We start from the raw sequence: 18,114 nt of genomic DNA, 5'->3' as shown, positions 1-18,114 counted from the left end.
TCCGGATGCTGGCAGCGTGGGCAGTTTGCGCCCGCCAGACCGGACAATGATTGAGGAGGAAACAGCGATGAACAAAAATCCGATGGTCACGATTGAGATGGAGGACGGCGGCATCATGAAGGCGGAACTCTATCCGGATGTCGCGCCGAACACGGTGAACAACTTTGTCAGCCTGGTGAAGAAGGGCTTCTACGACGGGCTCATTTTCCACCGTGTCATCAAGGGCTTCATGATCCAGGGCGGAGACCCGGAGGGCACCGGTGCCGGCGGCCCGGGCTACAGCATCCGGGGCGAGTTCACGCACAACGGCTTTCAGAATGACCTGAAGCACACGAAGGGCGTCCTGTCGATGGCGAGAACCATGGTTCCGGATTCCGCGGGCTCGCAGTTCTTCATCATGCACGACGACGCGCCCCATCTGGACGGCGAGTACGCGGCGTTTGGCATGCTGACGGAAGGGCTGGACGTGCTGGACCGGATCGCCGCAGTCCGCACCGACTGGGGAGACCGGCCGCTCAAGGATCAGAAGATCCGGAAAATGACGGTGGAGACCTTCGGCGTGGACTATCCGGAACCGGAGAAGTGCTGATCCGGGAGGTCCTTGTCCCGGCCGAGGGACGCCTTCTCCCCGCGGTCATTTCCGACGACGGGGAGGCGCTGCTTACGGCGGCGGAGGCGGGAAAGACCGTGATCGGCATTTTCCGGGAGGGCGCCGGCGGGCCGGGATTTTCCCGCTGCCTCTATCTCGTGGATTCACCCGAGGCGGTGACGCCGAGGCTTCTCGAGCGGGCGGTCCGCCGCACCGCGGTCCTTCCCTGGATCATCGCCGGGACCCCGCGGCTCATCATCCGGGAATTTCAGGACAGCGATCCCCTGGAGGAGCCGTCAGAGCATGACGGGGACGGCGTCTTCAGTAACTGGGAAAAGCGGCACAGCTACATCCGGAACCAGTACCGGTTTGCCGAGTACGGGATCTGGGCTGTCGTCCGTAAGGCGGATGGCAGGATGGTGGGGAAATGCGGGATTGACCGGCAGTTCGGCTACCATATTTTCCCGGGGTTCCGACGGCAGGGCTATGCGGAGGAGGCATCCCGGGCGGTTTTCTCCTATGCGAAGCGGGAGCTCGGGATGACGGAGCTCAGGGGATGGATCCGGGCGGATAACCTTGCGTCCCGCCGCCTCGCCGAAAAGCTGGGGATGCGGCCCTGCCCGGAGCCGGGAACCGCCTTATGTCCGAGGCCGGAAATGCGTCCGGGCGAGGAGCCGGAATTATCCCCGAGGCCGGGAATCTGCCCGCCGGGGAAGCCGGAGAACCGGACGTTGAGCGGCGGTTCCGGGGACAAAAAAACGGAAAATGCCAATTGCATTTCCTACAGGATTCTCTTATAATATTGTAGAACTGTATACAAGTATACAGTTCTACAATATTTTTATGCAGAGCACTTAACAATAACCAGCCACTTAACGAGGACAAGCGAAAGCGCAGTCCGAGTTTAGTGGAGTGGCTATCCAATGATAACCAGCCACTTAACGAGGACAAGCGAAAGCGCAGTCCGAGTTTAGTGGAGTGGCTATCCGCGGAGCGGGGCACGAGCCAAGCGCCGCAGACGCTCGGAATCACACAGCCGAAGGAGTTGATCCAATGGAATCCATCAGCCTCAGGGCATACGGAAAAATCAATCTCGGGCTTGACGTCACCGGAACCCGGGAGGATGGCTATCACCTGGTCCGGATGGTCATGCAGTCGGTGGGCATCTATGACCGTGTGACGATCACGATGACGGAGGAGCCCGGCATCACCCTGGAGAACAGCCTGCGGTTTCTGCCGGCTGGGCCGAAAAACCTGGCCTGGCGGGCGGCAGACCTGCTGATGCGGGAATTTGCCGTCCCAAAAGGCGTGCATGTCGCTATCGACAAGCATATCCCGGTGGCCGGCGGCATGGCGGGCGGAAGCAGCGACGCGGCGGCTGTTCTGTTCGGGGTCAACCGCCTGTTCGGCTTCAACCTCACGAGGAAAGAACTGATGGAGCGGGGTCTTAAGCTCGGAGCGGATGTCCCGTTCTGCCTGCTCCGCGGGACTGCCCTCGCCGAGGGGATCGGGGAGATCCTGGCTCCGCTGCCTGCCATGCCGGACTGTTTTATTCTGATTGCCAAGCCGTCCTTCTCTGTCTCCACCAGGGACGTCTATACTCGGCTTGACGGCATCATGCCGCCGTCGGGTGAGGAGCGGGGCAGATATTTTACGGAAAAACTGCCGGATATCGACGGGCTTCTTGGCGCTATCCGCGCCGGGAACTATGAGGCCATGCTCCCTTGTATGGGGAATATCCTGGAAAATGTCACTGTCCCGCTTCATCCGGAGATCGCCGCGATCCGCGGTGCGATGCGGGAAGGCGGAGCGGACGCCGCCATGATGAGCGGGAGCGGCCCGACGGTGTTCGGGCTGTTCCGGGAGGAGGAGGCTGCCGCCGATACCGCGGCAAGGCTCCGTGCAGGCCGGATGGCCGCGCAGATCTATGTCACAAGGCCCTACCGGCCTGCACGCAGGAGGAAGCACAATGCTTGAGAACATCGAGTCCAATTACAACAATGAGTATCTTCCGCTGAGGGATGTGGTTTTCCGCACGCTGCGTCAGGCAATCCTCAAGGGGGAGCTCGAGCCGGGAGAGCGCCTCATGGAGATCCAGCTGGCGAACAAGCTTGGCGTGAGCCGGACACCGATCCGCGAGGCGATCCGGATGCTTGAGCTGGAGGGACTCGTGCTCATGATCCCGCGGAAGGGCGCGGAGGTAGCCAGAATTTCGGCAAAAAATATGCAGGACGTGCTGGAGGTCCGCACCTCGCTCGAAGAGCTGGCGAGCGGGCTCGCCTGCCGGAGAATGACAGACGATGACCTGCAGAAGCTTAAGGATGCCGAGGCAGCCTTCACGATAGCGGTTTCCGGCGGCGACACCCTGAAGATCGCTGAGAGCGACGAGGCTTTCCACGATGTCCTCTATAATGCCACCGGAAACGAAAAGCTGGTGCAGATTTTGAATAATCTCCGTGAGCAGATGTACCGGTACCGGCTGGAATATATCCGGGATTCCGGGAGCTGGGAGCGCCTCAAGAATGAGCACCGGATGATCATCGAGGCGATGGAGAAGCGGGATATCCCGGCGGCGAGGAAAATTATCCGTGAGCATATCGGCAATCAGGAGAAGACCATCCTCGCGATCATCCGCGAGCGCGAAGCGCAGGAGGCGGAGGGCGCCGCGGCGAAAAGGGTTCACAAAAAAGATATGAAAAAGTCAGGAAAAACTGAATGCGCGAGAACTTGACGATGTGACAGACTGTCACTATAATGTGACATGTCGTCACCTGACGGTGCAATACTTGACATTTGCGCCGGTACTGTCCCTAAACAGCAGGAAAAGGGCGGTGCCGGCGCTTTTTTTACGCAGGGCACTGAACAATAACCAGCCACTTAACGAGGACAAGCGAAAGCGCAGTCCGAGTTTAGTGGAGTGGCTATCCGCGGAGCGGGGCGCGAGCCCACCGGGCGAAGTGCGAGTTTAGTGCGAGCTATGCGAATTTGCTTAGTGAGAACAAGCGTAAGCGCAGTTCGAACTTAGCAAATTCGCTTTGGACAGAGAGGAGAGGAAAACTATGCCGACCGAGAGGTTTATGCGCCTTCCCGAGGCAAAGAAGCGGGCGATCTGGAAAGCCGCGTTCGATGAATTTTCACGGACGAAGATGGATAAGGTCTCGATCAACCGGATCATCCAGGAGGCGGAGATTTCCCGCGGAAGCTTTTACACGTACTTTGAGGACAAATGGGACCTGCTGGATTATCTACTCGGCACGATGCAGATGAGCATCCAGAATAGCGCGGCAGTTAAGCGGGTGATCAAGCATGCCGATATCTGGGAGTGGCTGGACGGTTTGTTCGAGGGAATTCTCGAATTTTTCCGCGTTCCGGAGAATCTGGAATTTATCCGGAATTTCTGCAGTTCCGTAGGGACCGCGGATGTCATCCTGAAGGACGGGCATTTTTCCCCGAAGTATTTCAATGGGAAAGAAAGGGAATTTGACGAGGAATTTGACAAAGCCTATCAGCGGAGTGCCCGGGATGGCGGGCTGATCTCCCTGACCTGCCGGGAAATGGATACCTTCAAGGAGTTCTGTAAGTTTTCTTTGGGGAAAGCCGTGACGGACGCGATCAAGGGGACAGAGGAAGGCGAGATCAAGAGGGATTTTGCCGTCCGGATGAATTTTCTGCGCAGGAGTGTGGAGAGAAAGAAAGGGGATACTACATGAAAAAGAGAGTGATTGGGATTGTTGTCGCTGCCGCGATTGCCGCTCTGGTGATCTTCCGGCTGGTGCAGCCGGAGGCAAAGGACACGCCGGCCTCCCTTCCCACTGTGGTGGCCGGTCATGCGGAGACCGGGAGCATCTCGGTGGATACCGAGCTGACCGGTACCGTGGAACCGGCGGATATGGCATACGTCATCCCGAAGGCAGGCGGGGAGATCACCGAGCTCCTGGTGAAGCCCGGTGACCAGGTGAGTGCCGGGCAGAAGCTTGTGCACATCGACACGAAGATGGTGGACAGCGCAAAGATCGCCATGGATACCGCGCAGGTGAGCGTGCAGGACGCAAACCGCAATCTCGCCCGGATGCAGGCGCTCGCCGCGACCGGGGATGTCTCCCAGCAGGAGCTCGAGAATGCGCAGTCGCAGGCACGTCAGGCACAGCTCCAGTATGATTCGGCGAAGATCAACTATAACAACCAGATCGGATATGCGGATGTGACCGCGCCGATTTCCGGCACGGTGGAGAGTGTCAGCGCAGCCCTCCATGACAATGTGGCGCAGGGCAGCGTAATCTGCGTCATTTCCGGGCAGGGCGGCAAGGAAGTCACCTTCTATGTGCCGGACCGCATCATCCAGAATATCAATTCCGGCGATGCGGTGACCGTCACGAAGAACGGCACGGACTATCCGGGAACCATCACGGAGAAGAATTCCATGGTGGATTCCACGACAGCGCTGTTCAAGGTCAAGGCCTCCGTGGGCAATGTGGAGGCGCTTCCCACCGGGGTGACGGTGGAGGTCTATGTGACTTCCGAGAAGGCGGATCATGCCCTCCTCGTGCCCTCGGACGCGGTGTACTATGAAGGAGGCCAGCCGGAGGTCTATGTGCTGGATGGCGATACCGTTCATGTGAAACCGGTCACCACGGGCATTTACACCGCAGAGAAGACGCAGATCACAGATGGGATCACGGCGGACGACGAGATCATTACCAGCTGGAGCTCCGAGCTCTATGAGGGGGCAAAGGTGCAGAAGTCGGAGAATGCCGAGACCTCCGTGGCGGAGAGCGGCGATGGCAGCGGCAATGCGGACAGCACAGGCGCGGAGAGCAGCACGGATGCAGCGGACAGCACGGACGCGGGGAGCGGGGCTGGTAGCGCTGCCGGGGATGCCGCGGCGGCAGGCAGCACGGCTGCCGCACAGTGAGGAGGCGTGATTCATGGGAATAACCAAATTTGTCCTCAGGCGCCCGGTCACAACCTTCCTGGTGATCCTGTGCCTGATCGTTTTCGGCATTTCCTCCCTCTTCGGTTCCAAGCTGGAACTGATCCCGAATATGGAAATGCCCATGATGGTTGTCACGGCGGTATATCCCGGCGCAAGCCCTAAGGATGTGAATGACCTGGTTACAAAGCCCATCGAGGACAAGGTTGAGACACTGAGCAGCGTCAAGCAGGTCACCTCCTACTCAAATGAGAATATGGCTTTTGTCCTGCTCCAGTATGAGTATGGCACCAACATGGACAAGGCATACACGGACCTCAAGAAGTCCCTGGACAGCGTGAAGGGCAGTCTCCCGGACGATGTGGATACGCCGAACATCATGGAGTTTAACATCAACGACGCGGCAACGATGACGATCGCGGTCAATAATGACGCCCAGGAAAATCTCTATAACTATGTGAACAATAATATCGTCCCCGAGATTGAGAAGCTTTCCTCTGTGGCCAGCGTGGATGTCAGCGGAGGACGCGAGAATTACATCAAGGTTGAAGCGATCCCGGAGAAGCTTGCCCAGTACAAGCTGAGCCTGCAGTCGCTCGCGCAGGCGGTCTCCGGCGCGGATTTCTCCTACCCGGCGGGCAAGACGACGCTCGGGAGCCAGTCCCTCTCGGTGACGACCGGGGAAACCTTCGATACGCTCGAGAGCCTGAAAAATATCCCGATCACCCTGCCGAGCGGCAGTACCATTTACCTGCAGGATGTCGCGAAGATCTACTCGACGTACGCGGATGCCTCCGGCATCGGCCGCTATGACGGCAAGGACACGATCGCGCTGGGCATCCACATGCAGGAGAGCAGCTCTGCCGGCGAGGTTTCCAGGCAACTTCACAAGGTAATCGATGAGCTGACCTCCCAGAACAGCAGCCTGCAGATGGTTGTGGTGAACGACAATAGCGAGCAGATCCAGTCTTCCCTCCAGAGCGTGCAGCAGACCATGATCATGGCGGTCATCATTTCCATGGTGATCCTCTGGCTGTTCTTCGGCGATGTCAAGGCGTCGCTGATCGTCGGGACTTCGATCCCGCTCTCGATCATGACTGCCCTGATCCTGATGCGCGCCGTCGGCTATTCCCTGAACATGATCACAATGGGCTCCCTGGTTCTCGGCGTCGGGATGATGGTGGACAACTCGATCGTCGTCCTGGAGAGCTGCTTCCGCGCCACAAAGGGCAAGGGATTTGACGAGTTCCATAAGGCGGCGCTCGAGGGCTCTGGCACGGTGCTCAACTCGATCATCGGTTCGACGCTGACGACCTGCGTAGTCTTCCTTCCGCTTGGGCTCCTCTCCGGCCTCTCCGGCCAGATGTTCGGTCCCCTCGGCTTTACGATCGTCTTCTGTATGACGGCGTCCCTGATCTCTGCCATGACCGTAGTTCCGCTCTGCTATGTGCTTTACCGGCCGAAGGAGCGCACAACGGCGCCGCTCTCCGGACCGGTCCGCGCCATGCAGGATTTTTACCGCGGCGTCATGCGCAGGCTGCTCCGGCATAAGGCATTGGTTATGATCGCGAGTGCTGCCCTGCTGGCGGTTTCCATCCTCCTGGCTACGCAGCTGCGGGTCGAGCTGATGCCGGATACCGACGAGGGACAGATTGCGGTCACCGTGGAGATGCGCCCGGGCATCGATACCGACCACGCCAGCGAGGTTCTCTCTCAGGTCGAGGACTATGTGAAGGCGGATCCTGATGTGGACCACTACCTGCTCTCCTACGGGTCTACCGGCCTCTCCTATTCGACCGGATCGAGTGCCACGCTGACGGCTTACCTCAAGGACAAGCGGAGCCGCACAACGCGGGAGGTGGCCAATGCCTGGCGCCCGGAGCTGACGAAGCTTCCGGACACCAATATCACGGTGGCGATGAGTTCGGCAACGGCGATGAGCTCCACATCTAACGGCGATGTGCAGTATATCCTTCAGTCGGCAACCTATGACAAGCTGAAATCGAACTCGGACGCGATCGTGAAAAGGCTGAAGCAGGATTCCCGGCTGACGAAGGTGCATTCCACGCTGGAAAATTCGGCGCCCGTGCTGCAGATCGAGGTTGACCCGACGAAGGCCGAGGCGGAGGGGTTAACCCCCGCGGGGATCGGCGCGTCGGTGAATGCCATGCTCAGCGGTGTGGACAAGGCTGCAACGCTGGATGTGAACGGCAGCGATATCGAGGTCAGGGTGGAATACCCGGACGGACAGTACGATAACATTGAGAAAATCCGGGGCATCATGCTGCCGACCCAGAAGGGCTCGAGCGTTGCCCTGACCGATGTGGCGGATGTCTATTTCAAGGACAGCCCGCAGAGCATCGCGAGAAATGACAAGCAGTACCAGGTGACGGTCAGTGCCTCCTACGCGGACGGCGTCACCAAGAAAGAAAAGAGCAAGCTCAAGGACACCATTTTCATGGATACCGTGCAGCCTATGCTGGAGTCCGGCGTAACCCGCGGGGAGAACATGAACGACCAGATGATGAACGAGGAATTTGCCGCCCTCGGCAGGGCGATCCTGATTGCCGTCTTCCTGGTTTTCGTCGTCATGGCGGCACAGTTTGAGTCGCCGAAATTTTCCCTCATGGTCATGACGACCATCCCATTCAGCCTGATCGGTGTCTTCGGCCTGCTGTTCCTGATGGATGTCTCGGTCAGCATGACCTCCATCCTGGGATTCCTGATGCTGGTCGGCACCGTTGTCAACAACGGGATCCTGTATGTCGACACGGCGAACCAGTACCAGGTGCACATGAATGAGGATGATGCGCTGGTCGAGGCCGGCGCGACCCGGCTTCGGCCGATCCTCATGACCACCCTGACCACCGTGGTCTCCATGATCCCGATGGCGCTGGCTTTCGGGGATAATGGGGAGATCATGCAGGGCCTGGCGGTCGTCAATGTCGGCGGCCTCACCGCGTCAACGATCCTCTCCCTGCTCATGCTGCCGGTTTACTACAAACTGATGAGCAATAAGAGAAATCCGAAATTTGAAGATATTGACTGATCCTGGAGAAGGGAGGCTTTTTCTGATGAGATCCTGGAAAATGCCCGTGTCCGTGCTTCTCTCCCTGTCCCTGGCGCTCGCCGCTCCCGCGGGAGCCCTGACCGCCTGGGCGGGACCCGGCTCGACGGCGGAGGAAAATGCGCTGTCGGAGGAGCAGAAGGCGCGCCTCACGGACGGGACGCTGGAATTCGACGAGATCGCGGCCCGGATTGAGAATTATAATGTCACCTATAACAATACCAAGTCCACGATGCTGAATGCTTACCTGAACCTGCCGGCAGCACGGACGATGGCGGAGGAAGCCGCGGACCTGATGGACGAGGCCTACGACATCAAGGATGACGGGGACAGGGTTCTGTTTGAGCAGTATAAGGCGATGTCCCGGGCTCTCCGGAAGGAAGCGGGGAAGCTTTCGGCCAAGGAACTCAAGACCCCGCAGAAGACGACGCTGGCCCATGTGCGGAAGAATCTCCAGAAGGCAGTTGAGGATCTGGTGATCCGGTATGACAGCACCAGGGCCAATCTCGACACGGTAAACCAGAGTGTCGAGCTCTCCGCGCAGAACCTCAGGTCCGCACAGAACCGGCTCGCGCAGGGAATGGCGTCTGAAGCCGATGTCCTGTCCGCGCAGCAGCAGCTCCTCGGCGCCGAGGAAAACCAACAGCAGCTGAGCGCCGGCCTTTCCACATTAAAATCCAACATCCTGATCCTCTGCGGCTATGATCCCGGGTCGGATGTCACGATCGCCCCGCTCGGCGATCCGGATCTTAGCAAAATTGATGCCATGAACCTGGCGGAGGATACAAAAACCGCGGTCCAGGCGAATTTTACACTGAATACCACAAAGCAGACGGGGGCGAAGGGCGCGGCGAGTCGCAGGCAGAAGCAGAGGAATATTTCCTCCGGGGAGCAGACGATCTCCGCGGAGATGGAGAAGATGTATCAGGATGTCCTTTCCGCCCGCGAGGCTTACCGGGCGGCGGAGACAAACTGGCAGGCGGCGCAGAAGGACATGGCTTCCGCCGACCGCAAAAAATCGCTGGGGATGCTGAGCAGCAGCGCGTATCTCGGCATGAAGGCCAGCTATCTGTCGGCGAAGGCATCCAGGGAGAGCGCGGCACTTTCCCTCACCAAGGCGGTCAACGATTACGAGTGGGCTGTCGGCGGACTGATATCCACAGGAAACTGAGGAGGAAGTTATGAGAAAACATCTTGGAATTGCGGGCGGGAAACGCTCCGCGGCGCTTTTTCTTGCCCTCGCTATGGCTGCGGCAGCGGCTGTGCCGGCGATGGCGGACACACCGAAGTTTGCCTACGATGACGCGACCTGGGCAAGGCTCCGGGACAATACGATGGAATATGACGAGCTGGAAATGCTTGTCGAGACCTATAATCCGACCTACCTGAACAATCAGAGCAGCTTTGCGCAGGACCTGGACGGCAAGAACAACAAAGAGCTCAGGCAGCAGTCCTACGACAATGCCCAGGATATGCTCGACCAGGCGGATAGCCTCCGGGATACGGCGGATACGCTGAAGGACACGATCGACGGGATCAGCCAGGCGGCAGCTTATATGCCGGCGGGGACGAACGCGATGTCGAAAAATTACATGAACCTGGCATCCAGCTATGCGTCCCTGAGCTCTGCAGCCGCGATGCTCGAGCAGAACGCCCTGCGTACGCAGCAGTCGGCGGACGCATCCTATCAGGATCAGAAGACGAGAAATTATGAGCACCAGAACACCCAGCTCGGATTGAAGGCACAGACGAAGTCCCTGTTTGCCTCCTACAACCTGGCAAAGAAAAATATTTCGGTGCTCGAGGAGAACCTCGAGGTCGCGAAGCGTTCCCTCGCGGGGGCGCAGAGCCGCGCGGCCCAGGGACTCGCCACGGCGACGGACGTGCTCAAGGCGCAGAACCAGGTACAGTCCGTTGAATCTTCCCTGACGTCGACAAAGGCAAATGTGGAACAGCTCCGCCAGTCGCTCTGCATCGCCACAGGCTGGAAATACAATGACCAGCCGGAGATCCGGGAACTTCCGGCGTCTGACCCGTCGCAGGTGGACGCGATGAATCCGGACGCGGACACCGCGACGGCGCTTGATCAGAACCTCGCGCTCAAGTACAGCCGCGCCTGCCTTGCCAATATGACAGCCGGCTCCACGGAGTATAAGAACAGGCAGCGCACGATCGCCAACCAGGAGGCGACCGTCCGCTCCACGGTCCGCACCCTGTATAATACCTGTGTGACCGACAGGACGGCACTCGAGGCGGCGAACGCGGCTCTCGCCACCGAGCAGAAGAAGATGTCCGCGGTGGAAAATCAGCGCCGGCTGGGCATGGTCACCGACCTGGCTTACCTCGGCCAGCAGGTTTCCCTGCTCTCCGCACAGGTGAGCGCGGCGACAGCGGACATGAACCTGCAGCAGGCGATCGAGAATTACCATTTCGCGATGCGCGGGTACATCTCCGGGGTGACTGTGTCCTGAGAAGGGAATCCGCCACGGGTAACCGCGCAAGCCTGCCGTGGCCGTCCGAGGCGGGAGTGCGTGTCATCCGCCGCGGCGGGTTTCCCGGTTTCCTTCCACCGCAAATCGCGGTATAATAGCTCTGTTCTCCGTTCAGGAACCCCGGTTCCGGAGGTCAGCCTCCGCCTCCGGGGCTCTTTTTGTCCCTGGGGGCGGCGGAGCCATTATTCCTGCGGAGGACTTTGACCTGCCCCCGGAAGGTATTTTCCTTCTTCCCGTGCAGAAGCCACAGTTCTGTGCTATAATAGGCCGAATCAAAAAGTCGATGATCGGAAGATTGCCGGGCGGCGGTTTCTTCGCGCCGCGGAAAGGATAGAGATGAAAAAGAAAGTACTGGTTCTGTTCGGGGGACAGTCCTCGGAGCATGAGGTTTCCTGCAAATCCGCGGTCAATGTGATCCGGAACATCGATCCGGAGCGCTATGACACCGTTCTCGTCGGGATCACCAAGTCCGGCCGCTGGCTGCTCGTGGATTCTGTCGGGGAGATTGAGCAGGATACCTGGCGGGAGACCGGAAAATCGGCATGGCTTCTTCCGGACGCGGAGGAGAAGGCGGTTCTCTGTGAGGACGGCGGTACATTCCGCCGCATCCCGGTGGACGTCGCGTTCCCGGTCCTCCACGGCCTCTACGGCGAGGACGGCACAGTTCAGGGGATTTTTGAGCTGGCAAAGCTCCCCTATGTCGGGTGCGGCGTCCTGGCCTCGGCAGTCTCTATGGATAAATTCTATACGAAGATTATTGTGGACAGCCTTGGCACCGTGCGCCAGGCGGCCTATGTCCCGGTTCTCGCGGAGCAGCTCGTCGATATGGACGCGGTGGTCTCCCGGGTGGAAAGCCGTTTTGCTTACCCGGTCTTCATCAAGCCGTCCCGCGCGGGTTCATCCTGCGGGGTGACAAAGGCGGAAAATCGGGAAATGCTTGTCTCCGGCCTTCGTCTCGCGGCGCAGCATGACCGAAAAATCCTTGTCGAGGAGATGATCGTCGGCCGTGAGGTCGAGTGTGCGGTCTTCGGCGGCGGAAGCGAGGAGATCCGTGCCTTCGGCGTCGGCGAGGTGCAGGCAGCCGCGGACTTCTACGATTATGACGCCAAGTACAACAATCCGGAATCCCGGACGGTTGTCGATCCAGAGCTTCCGGCGGGAGCAAAGGAGAAAGTCATGAAGGACGCCGTCGACATCTTCCGCGCGGTGGACGGCTACGGCCTTGCCCGCATCGACTTTTTTGTCCGGGAGGACGGAACGGTTATTTTCAATGAGCTCAACACCATGCCCGGCTTCACGGCGATCAGCATGTACCCGATGATCGCGGAGGGCGCGGGCATCGATAAGAAAGCCCTGATGACGAAACTCATCGAGCTTGGCGCCGGGAGGTACTGATGAAGAGGGACGTGGTGGTCAGCGTGACCGGATTTCACAGCATCGACGGGGATAGCAATCAGATCTCCCTCGTTGCGCCGGGCAGCTATTTTGAGAAGAACGGGAAATATTTCCTCATCTACGATGAGCTGGTGGAGGGGGAAAATGATCCTGTCCGCTGCACGGTCCTGGTGTCCGGGGACGGCCGGCGCGCGGAGATCATCCGCGGCAGCAGCGGCCGCCTCGAGTTTGAGGCAGGGAAGACCACGATGTGCTGCTATTCCACGCCCTACGGACCGCTGTATCTCACGATCAACACGTTCGGGGTTTCTTTCACCCTGACGGAGGAGAAATACCGCCTGGAAATTGATTATACGGTGGAGATGAATGAGGGGGCGGCGTCGGAGGTACACGCGTCGGTCGAGGCGAAGCCGAAAGCGGCGGTGGCGTAAATCATCTATATTCTTGAAAGGAAGACTGAAAGAAACAAAAGAATGAGCTGGTGCCATCCGGGCGGGATGACATCAGCTCATTTTGATGATTCCTGATCACAAGGGGTGTGAGGGATCAGAACCAGTCAGTCTTATTCGAGCGGCGCCAAATCTTCATTTCTTCAGCTTTTTTGATCAGCTCATCGCGGAAGTCCGGATGGGCGAGAGAGATAATCGCTTCGGCACGCTCCCATGTGGAGAGCCCCTTCATATTCTTGCAGCCATATTCGGTTACAACGTAGAAGGTGTGATGGCGCGGAACAGATACGCAGGTGCCGGGAGCGAATGTCGGGACAATGCGGGATTCTACTTTCCAGTTGCCATCCTTGTCTTTACGCCGGCTGGTCGAGTGCATGCACACGAATCCTTTGCCGCCTTCGGAAAGAAATGCGCCGTAGAGGAAGTCCCACTGGCCGCCGACGCCGGAAATCTGCTTGAAGCCGACGGATTCTGAGGAGACCTGCGTAAAGAGGTCAACGTGGAGGCAGTTGTTGATGGCGAATACTTTCGGGTTCTTGGCGATGACATACGGATCATTGGTATAGTTGGACGGGAATTTCAGCGCAGCCTCATTGTGATCCAGGAAGTCGTACAGCTCCGACGAGCCCATCGCGAAAGTGTAGACCATTTTCCCCTTGTTGATTGCCTTGTTGCGGTTGGTGATCTTCCCTGTCTTGTACAGCTTCATGAAGGCGTCCATCATCATCTCGGTGTGCACGCCGAGATCCTTGATATCGGAGTCTGCGATAAATTCGCCAACCTTGTTCGGGATGCCGCCGATGCCCAGCTGGAGGCAGCAGCCGTCCTCGAGCTCGTTCATGATCAGCTTTGCGATCTGGGTGTCCTCGTCCGCGGAGGGCACGGCGGGCAGGGATTCCGGCGGCTGGTTGTCGCCCTCGACAATCGCGTCCACCTGGGAAATGTGGAAAGAAGCCTCACCGCCGCCACAGCAGTACGGGAGGGATTTGTTTACCTCCACGATGATGTAATCGCAGGTGTCGATCAGAGCCTGGGAGTCGGAGCAGGTCAGGGAGAGGTTGAAGAAGCCGTGCTTGTCCATCGGGCAGACGGAGATGAAGGCGACATTCCGGTGATGCCCCATGGTCATGGACTTGATGTTCTCCTCGTAGCTGCCGACCATGTAGTAGGCGCCCTGCTTGCGGGAGTACGGGGTGAGCGAGCGGTCGTTGATGTCGAATACCTTGTGCTCCGGATCCACCTGATAAACAGCAGTATTAAAGCGAAGCGTGCATGCCTCAATGTGTACGTCATGGAGCTCATCCTTGCGGGCGGCGAGAGCCTTGTCCAGGGCGGGCGTCGTGGTGACAAATTCTCCGTAGACAACCCAGTCGCCATCCTTGACAACCTTGACAGCCTCTGCCGGTGTGGTGAGTTTCTGCTTGTATTCTTCTTCAAAAGAGGTAAAGCTCATAAAAATCTCCTTTCTTTCCCTGAAACGGGAAACAGAGCAAGTTGGAAAATCCGGGATATGTGTGTGTGGGATTTCAATCTCCCGGGGGTTTCGGCATCCGGACAGGCTCCGGATGCCGAAGAAAAGTCACAGCATCTCGGTAAAGCTCTGGATCTTGGTGCGGATCTGCTCAAAACTGTCCGCAGCCTGGTCAATTTCCAGATAGAGGACCGGAATGTGCGCAGCCTGGAGGCGCTTGAAAATGATCGGGTAATCAAATTCCTCCGGGTCACAGAACTTCATCATGCAGACGATTACGCCGTCCGCAGCGGTGGAGTAGATGGTGTCCATCAGGGTGTCAATGCGGCGCTTATGCCGGTCGGTCGCCAGGGAACAGCTCTCCAGTGTTGTCCACCATTTCGCCAGGCGGTAAAGCGGTGATCCGCCCTCGGGAACATCGTGGCTGAACTGGCGGGATTCGTGGGCGAGGTCATCAGCGACAACCGCAAATCCGGCTTTGGCGAACATATTCAGCATTTCTGTGGGCTCTGCCGTGATCCCGGTGAGGACAACTTTCTTTCCCGGCCATACTTTGTCCGGCTGCTGGGAGAGAAGATCGTTCAGCTCGCGGACTTTCTTTGTGTGGGCACTCTTTTCCATAAAGTAGCGGGATTTGATGACATCATGGCGTGCAGCCGGGGAGATCAGCTCCGGATGCTTCCGGGCAAGGATGGTGAATCGGCGCATCTCCGCGCGGTTAGCATTGTAGATGTGGATACTGTTCTCCAGCGCTTCATCGGTGATTACTACACCGGTCACAGACTCCAGCTTTGCGCGGACAACGCGGTATTCCTCGGCGAGGAATACATTTGCGGCGTCGAGGACGCGGTTCTGGGGCTGGACGAACTGGATGGCCGGGCATTTCCCCTTCCACTTCTGGCCGAAGCACTTCAGCGTGTCGCAGGGGGAGGAGATCAGGACGGCAGTGAGGTCGTCGTAGACGCCCTTGATCGCAAATTCCATGATGGACTGCATGATCGAGCAGGCGAAGGCCGGAAGGAAAGCGCGGGCTTCGGAGATTTCCACATGTCCGCCCCAGATGCCGACGGGAAGAAATCCGGTTGCGTGAACCATTTCCTCCGGGGCGTAGACGGGGAGGATGCCGACCGCGCCCTTGCCGGTCTCCTTCTTCCATCGGGCTACCGCGCCGGCTGGGTCTGCCGCGATCTGGTGAAATTCGTCAAGAAGCTGGTTGATGTCGCTCATTTGTCTTCCTCCTTCCTGGAGTCCATGACTTCGGACAGCGCCTGCATGCGCAGGTCGAACTGTGCCTCAGAGAAATTCCGCGGGTCAGTCTGGTCGCCGTCGAAGTTCACGAACGGTGTCCCGGTTTCCTTCTTGACGAGATCGGCGATCTCCACATTCAGGAAGCTCATCAGCTTGCAGCTGCGGTTCAGGTGATAGGCGACACCGTCACATTTTCCGGCTTTGACCACATCGCTGATGACCTTCACCTTGTTCTCCAGGCAGGTATTGCCATAGACGGTCGCGTAGGCCGTCGCCATTTCATCGAGATTTCCCGGATGGTAATGCATCGACCAGGAGCCCGGGTAGGTAGACCCGGTCATGTTGATGCCGAGATTCTTGAGCGCCTTGAAGGTGTGGCCGAGGTAAGGCCAGCAGGCGATTCCCTCCCAGGTCAGTCGGTGTTTTTCATTTCCTTTGAAAGCATCCTCGCCGGCGGCAATCTTGGCCTCCATCTCCTCGGTGAACCGGTTGAAGACAATCTCGGAATCCTTCTTGCTGCGTGCGCATACAATCAAGGCCATATAATTGAAAATGTCGAAGCCCTTCATCGGAGACGGCTTGACGTCGGCCATGGACATCGCCTTGTCCCAAGCCGCAACGGATCGCTGTGTCTGCTCCATTACCTTCTGGAAGCGGTCATAGTCAAACGGCTTTCCGCAGATCTCCTCGAGCTGGTGGATCGCGTAGCCGAACTGGCTGCGGATGTAGTCTTTGTAGTACTGAGGCACCGGCATGGTGTGGTTGTAGGGGACGTCGATGATGATGTAGGGGACGCCGAGCTCCGCCGCAATGTTCTCATACCACTTGAGCAGGGTGTTGCAGATGTTGTTGCAGACGAGGATGAAGTCCGGGAGCGGGATCCGCTCGGCGGGACAGTCCGCCAGCTCCTTCGGGGTGACGCCGGTTCTCGCTTCCTCGGCGAGAAGTTCCATATAGGCAAGATTGACCCGTGCGTAAGAGCAGATATCAGGGTTATATCCCAGCTTTTCCGCGGCATCGATCATGTCCAGAGCGCCTTTCTTGGCACCGATCGCCGCCGCGTGATTTTCCGGATAGACCAGGCAGACATCCATGGTCTCACAGAACTCCGACGGGGCGATTGAAGTTGACCAGCAGACCAGCTTACCGTTCTCGTGGGCGTGGCGGGCATCATCATAGGATTTGCCCAGATAGTAATTCAGAAGGTCGCGGGAGCTCATGGTTTTCTGCTGTTCCAGCGTTAATTCTTCCATAATTCGTTGTCTCCTTTCCGGGAAGATTTACGAGTCTCAGATCGCGTTCAGGTATTCCTCTTCCATCGGGCTGCCGTTCGGATGATCTTTTGAATATTTCCAGTTCTTGTAGGTTCCGATGAAGAGCAGCGGGAGCAGAAGAACGAAGAATCCGAGAAGCCCTGCGAACTGATAGCCGTATTTGACCACGTTGGTCAGGCCAACCAGAGAGAAGAGGGCGGGAATTACCATGCCCAGGATGGAAATGACCGAGCGGCGAACATAAAGGTTATCGATTTTCTTGAGAACACCAGTGTTCTCAAAGCGGGGAACCAGGCCGTAGATCAGGGAGACGCCGGTGGAGATGAAGCACATGAACAGGGCGATCGCGTACAGCCAGGTGAGAATGCCGCCGCCCATCGCATTGCAGGCAGCAAGGAGCGGAAGGGGATTCCCTTTGGTCTCGCTGTACCAGCCAAGCAGCATCAGGCAGGAGAGAATGAGCGCAAGGGCGTTGATGAAGCCGCCGCCGATCATGGCAAGCGTCGCGTTTTTCCTGGTTTTCAGCGCTGTTCCGCAGCTTGCAAGGGCGGGAACGACACCGCACTGGAAACCGGCGTAGGTAACAATGTTCTTGAAGATTGTCATTCCGCTGTGGGCAGTGAAACCGTCTGCCGGCGAGTTTTTAAAGTTACTCAGGACATCCATGATGACATCACCCTTTGCAGCAATGCCAATAAAGTAAATAATGAAGCAGCAGAACAAGATAACGATCGTCATCAGCGTTGCTGCCCTGGCGAGCAGAGTGGGACCGAAGATGGTGAGCAAAAGCAGGATGATAGAAACGACAAGGATGGCCAGGACATAAGGAACACCGATCATGTCCGTCAGCAGCTGTGCTGCGCCGGCAATTGCGGCACCTACGGCACAGATCAGCATTACGAAGAAATAGATTTCAAAGAGGATTTCCAGCTTTGGAAAAGGATTCCAGAGTTCCTGGAAGAGTTCCTTGTAGTTGTTGAAGTTGTGATTGTTGCACATGACGATAACCTGCCGGTAGCAGAAGGCGAGGAAAGCAAACGTCGCGATCGGCGCGATGGCGCAGGTCCAGCCGTACTGGACGAAATAGTGGGTGGCCTGGTTGCCGGATGCGAATCCGCCCCCGGCGTGAGTGCTGAACCAGAGAGATACGATGGAAAATATGGTTGCGAAACCGACCTTTTTAACCTTGGATTCCATAA

The 18,114-nt window shown here is 58.0% G+C and carries 15 protein-coding genes; 11 read left to right on the top strand and 4 right to left on the bottom strand.

The features are described 5' to 3' along the window. Nucleotides 1–67 precede the first annotated feature (67 nt). The 11 genes from ISF27_RS11045 to ISF27_RS10995 all read left to right on the top strand — a co-directional run bounded on the left by ISF27_RS11045 (nucleotide 68) and on the right by ISF27_RS10995 (nucleotide 12,904). Nucleotides 68–589 (top strand): peptidylprolyl isomerase, encoded by a 522-nt coding sequence (locus ISF27_RS11045; RefSeq protein ID WP_194611529.1) that lies wholly within the window; start codon nucleotides 68–70, stop codon nucleotides 587–589. Then, nucleotides 583–1,389, top strand: coding sequence for a GNAT family N-acetyltransferase (locus tag ISF27_RS11040; RefSeq protein WP_194611528.1), 807 nt, complete (start codon nucleotides 583–585; stop codon nucleotides 1,387–1,389). The genes ISF27_RS11045 and ISF27_RS11040 overlap by 7 nt, the downstream gene beginning before the upstream one ends. Before the next feature lie 253 nt (nucleotides 1,390–1,642). Further along, nucleotides 1,643–2,566 (top strand): 4-(cytidine 5'-diphospho)-2-C-methyl-D-erythritol kinase, encoded by a 924-nt coding sequence (gene ispE / locus ISF27_RS11035; RefSeq protein ID WP_194611527.1) that lies wholly within the window; start codon nucleotides 1,643–1,645, stop codon nucleotides 2,564–2,566. Then, nucleotides 2,559–3,320, top strand: a complete 762-nt coding sequence (locus tag ISF27_RS11030) for a GntR family transcriptional regulator (RefSeq protein WP_194611526.1) — start codon at nucleotides 2,559–2,561, stop codon at nucleotides 3,318–3,320. The genes ispE and ISF27_RS11030 overlap by 8 nt, the downstream gene beginning before the upstream one ends. Before the next feature lie 328 nt (nucleotides 3,321–3,648). Then, the gene (locus tag ISF27_RS11025) at nucleotides 3,649–4,299 is read left to right on the top strand and encodes a TetR/AcrR family transcriptional regulator (protein WP_194611525.1); all 651 of its coding nucleotides are present in this window, start codon (nucleotides 3,649–3,651) and stop codon (nucleotides 4,297–4,299) included. Then, a complete protein-coding gene (locus ISF27_RS11020) occupies nucleotides 4,296–5,501 on the top strand; it encodes an efflux RND transporter periplasmic adaptor subunit (RefSeq protein WP_194611524.1) in 1,206 nt (401 codons plus the stop codon). The genes ISF27_RS11025 and ISF27_RS11020 overlap by 4 nt, the downstream gene beginning before the upstream one ends. Nucleotides 5,502–5,514: 13 nt before the next feature. Continuing rightward, the gene (locus ISF27_RS11015) at nucleotides 5,515–8,568 is read left to right on the top strand and encodes an efflux RND transporter permease subunit (RefSeq protein ID WP_194611523.1); all 3,054 of its coding nucleotides are present in this window, start codon (nucleotides 5,515–5,517) and stop codon (nucleotides 8,566–8,568) included. Between the two features lie 25 nt (nucleotides 8,569–8,593). Next, a complete protein-coding gene (locus ISF27_RS11010) occupies nucleotides 8,594–9,757 on the top strand; it encodes a TolC family protein (protein WP_194611522.1) in 1,164 nt (387 codons plus the stop codon). A 10-nt stretch (nucleotides 9,758–9,767) separates the two neighbouring features. Beyond that, nucleotides 9,768–11,057 carry a TolC family protein gene (locus tag ISF27_RS11005; protein WP_194611521.1) on the top strand — a complete coding sequence of 430 codons (1,290 nt, stop codon included), beginning with the start codon at nucleotides 9,768–9,770 and terminating at the stop codon, nucleotides 11,055–11,057. A 357-nt stretch (nucleotides 11,058–11,414) separates the two neighbouring features. After that, nucleotides 11,415–12,473 (top strand): D-alanine--D-alanine ligase family protein, encoded by a 1,059-nt coding sequence (locus tag ISF27_RS11000; protein ID WP_194611520.1) that lies wholly within the window; start codon nucleotides 11,415–11,417, stop codon nucleotides 12,471–12,473. Continuing rightward, nucleotides 12,473–12,904: a DUF1934 domain-containing protein gene (locus tag ISF27_RS10995; protein ID WP_194611519.1), complete on the top strand. Its 432-nt coding sequence runs from the start codon at nucleotides 12,473–12,475 to the stop codon at nucleotides 12,902–12,904. The genes ISF27_RS11000 and ISF27_RS10995 overlap by 1 nt, the downstream gene beginning before the upstream one ends. 115 nt (nucleotides 12,905–13,019) lie before the next feature. Here ISF27_RS10995 and ISF27_RS10990 read toward each other — a convergent pair whose 3' ends face one another. From ISF27_RS10990 to ISF27_RS10975, 4 genes are all read right to left on the bottom strand, one after another. Next, entirely contained in the window at nucleotides 13,020–14,375 is a 1,356-nt protein-coding gene (locus ISF27_RS10990; RefSeq protein ID WP_194611518.1) for an acetyl-CoA hydrolase/transferase family protein, read from the bottom strand. A 126-nt stretch (nucleotides 14,376–14,501) separates the two neighbouring features. Next, nucleotides 14,502–15,620 carry a 2-hydroxyacyl-CoA dehydratase subunit D gene (locus ISF27_RS10985; protein WP_194611517.1) on the bottom strand — a complete coding sequence of 373 codons (1,119 nt, stop codon included), beginning with the start codon at nucleotides 15,618–15,620 and terminating at the stop codon, nucleotides 14,502–14,504. Further along, nucleotides 15,617–16,894 (bottom strand): 2-hydroxyacyl-CoA dehydratase subunit D, encoded by a 1,278-nt coding sequence (locus tag ISF27_RS10980; protein ID WP_194611516.1) that lies wholly within the window; start codon nucleotides 16,892–16,894, stop codon nucleotides 15,617–15,619. The genes ISF27_RS10985 and ISF27_RS10980 overlap by 4 nt, the downstream gene beginning before the upstream one ends. A 36-nt stretch (nucleotides 16,895–16,930) precedes the next feature. Then, nucleotides 16,931–18,112 (bottom strand): hypothetical protein, encoded by a 1,182-nt coding sequence (locus ISF27_RS10975; RefSeq protein WP_194611515.1) that lies wholly within the window; start codon nucleotides 18,110–18,112, stop codon nucleotides 16,931–16,933. Between the last annotated feature and the right edge of the window lie 2 nt (nucleotides 18,113–18,114).

Source organism: Clostridium vitabionis (genome assembly GCF_015351765.1).
In the GTDB taxonomy this organism is placed as follows: domain Bacteria; phylum Bacillota; class Clostridia; order Lachnospirales; family Lachnospiraceae; genus Clostridium_R; species Clostridium_R vitabionis.
The sequence above is the reverse complement of the archived record's forward strand: the minus strand, read 5'-3'. Positions and strand labels throughout refer to the sequence as shown.

What these genes read in the sequence shown, in the direction of transcription:
- ISF27_RS11045 (WP_194611529.1), top strand. Translation starts at nt 68, where the DNA reads ATGAACAAAAATCCGATGGTCACGATTGAGATGGAGGACGGCGGCATC.
- ispE (WP_194611527.1), top strand. Translation starts at nt 1,643, where the DNA reads ATGGAATCCATCAGCCTCAGGGCATACGGAAAAATCAATCTCGGGCTT.
- ISF27_RS11030 (WP_194611526.1), top strand. Translation starts at nt 2,559, where the DNA reads ATGCTTGAGAACATCGAGTCCAATTACAACAATGAGTATCTTCCGCTG.
- ISF27_RS11025 (WP_194611525.1), top strand. Translation starts at nt 3,649, where the DNA reads ATGCCGACCGAGAGGTTTATGCGCCTTCCCGAGGCAAAGAAGCGGGCG.
- ISF27_RS11020 (WP_194611524.1), top strand. Translation starts at nt 4,296, where the DNA reads ATGAAAAAGAGAGTGATTGGGATTGTTGTCGCTGCCGCGATTGCCGCT.
- ISF27_RS11015 (WP_194611523.1), top strand. Translation starts at nt 5,515, where the DNA reads ATGGGAATAACCAAATTTGTCCTCAGGCGCCCGGTCACAACCTTCCTG.
- ISF27_RS11010 (WP_194611522.1), top strand. Translation starts at nt 8,594, where the DNA reads ATGAGATCCTGGAAAATGCCCGTGTCCGTGCTTCTCTCCCTGTCCCTG.
- ISF27_RS11005 (WP_194611521.1), top strand. Translation starts at nt 9,768, where the DNA reads ATGAGAAAACATCTTGGAATTGCGGGCGGGAAACGCTCCGCGGCGCTT.
- ISF27_RS11000 (WP_194611520.1), top strand. Translation starts at nt 11,415, where the DNA reads ATGAAAAAGAAAGTACTGGTTCTGTTCGGGGGACAGTCCTCGGAGCAT.
- ISF27_RS10995 (WP_194611519.1), top strand. Translation starts at nt 12,473, where the DNA reads ATGAAGAGGGACGTGGTGGTCAGCGTGACCGGATTTCACAGCATCGAC.
- ISF27_RS10990 (WP_194611518.1), bottom strand. Translation starts at nt 14,375, where the DNA reads ATGAGCTTTACCTCTTTTGAAGAAGAATACAAGCAGAAACTCACCACA.
- ISF27_RS10985 (WP_194611517.1), bottom strand. Translation starts at nt 15,620, where the DNA reads ATGAGCGACATCAACCAGCTTCTTGACGAATTTCACCAGATCGCGGCA.
- ISF27_RS10980 (WP_194611516.1), bottom strand. Translation starts at nt 16,894, where the DNA reads ATGGAAGAATTAACGCTGGAACAGCAGAAAACCATGAGCTCCCGCGAC.
- ISF27_RS10975 (WP_194611515.1), bottom strand. Translation starts at nt 18,112, where the DNA reads ATGGAATCCAAGGTTAAAAAGGTCGGTTTCGCAACCATATTTTCCATC.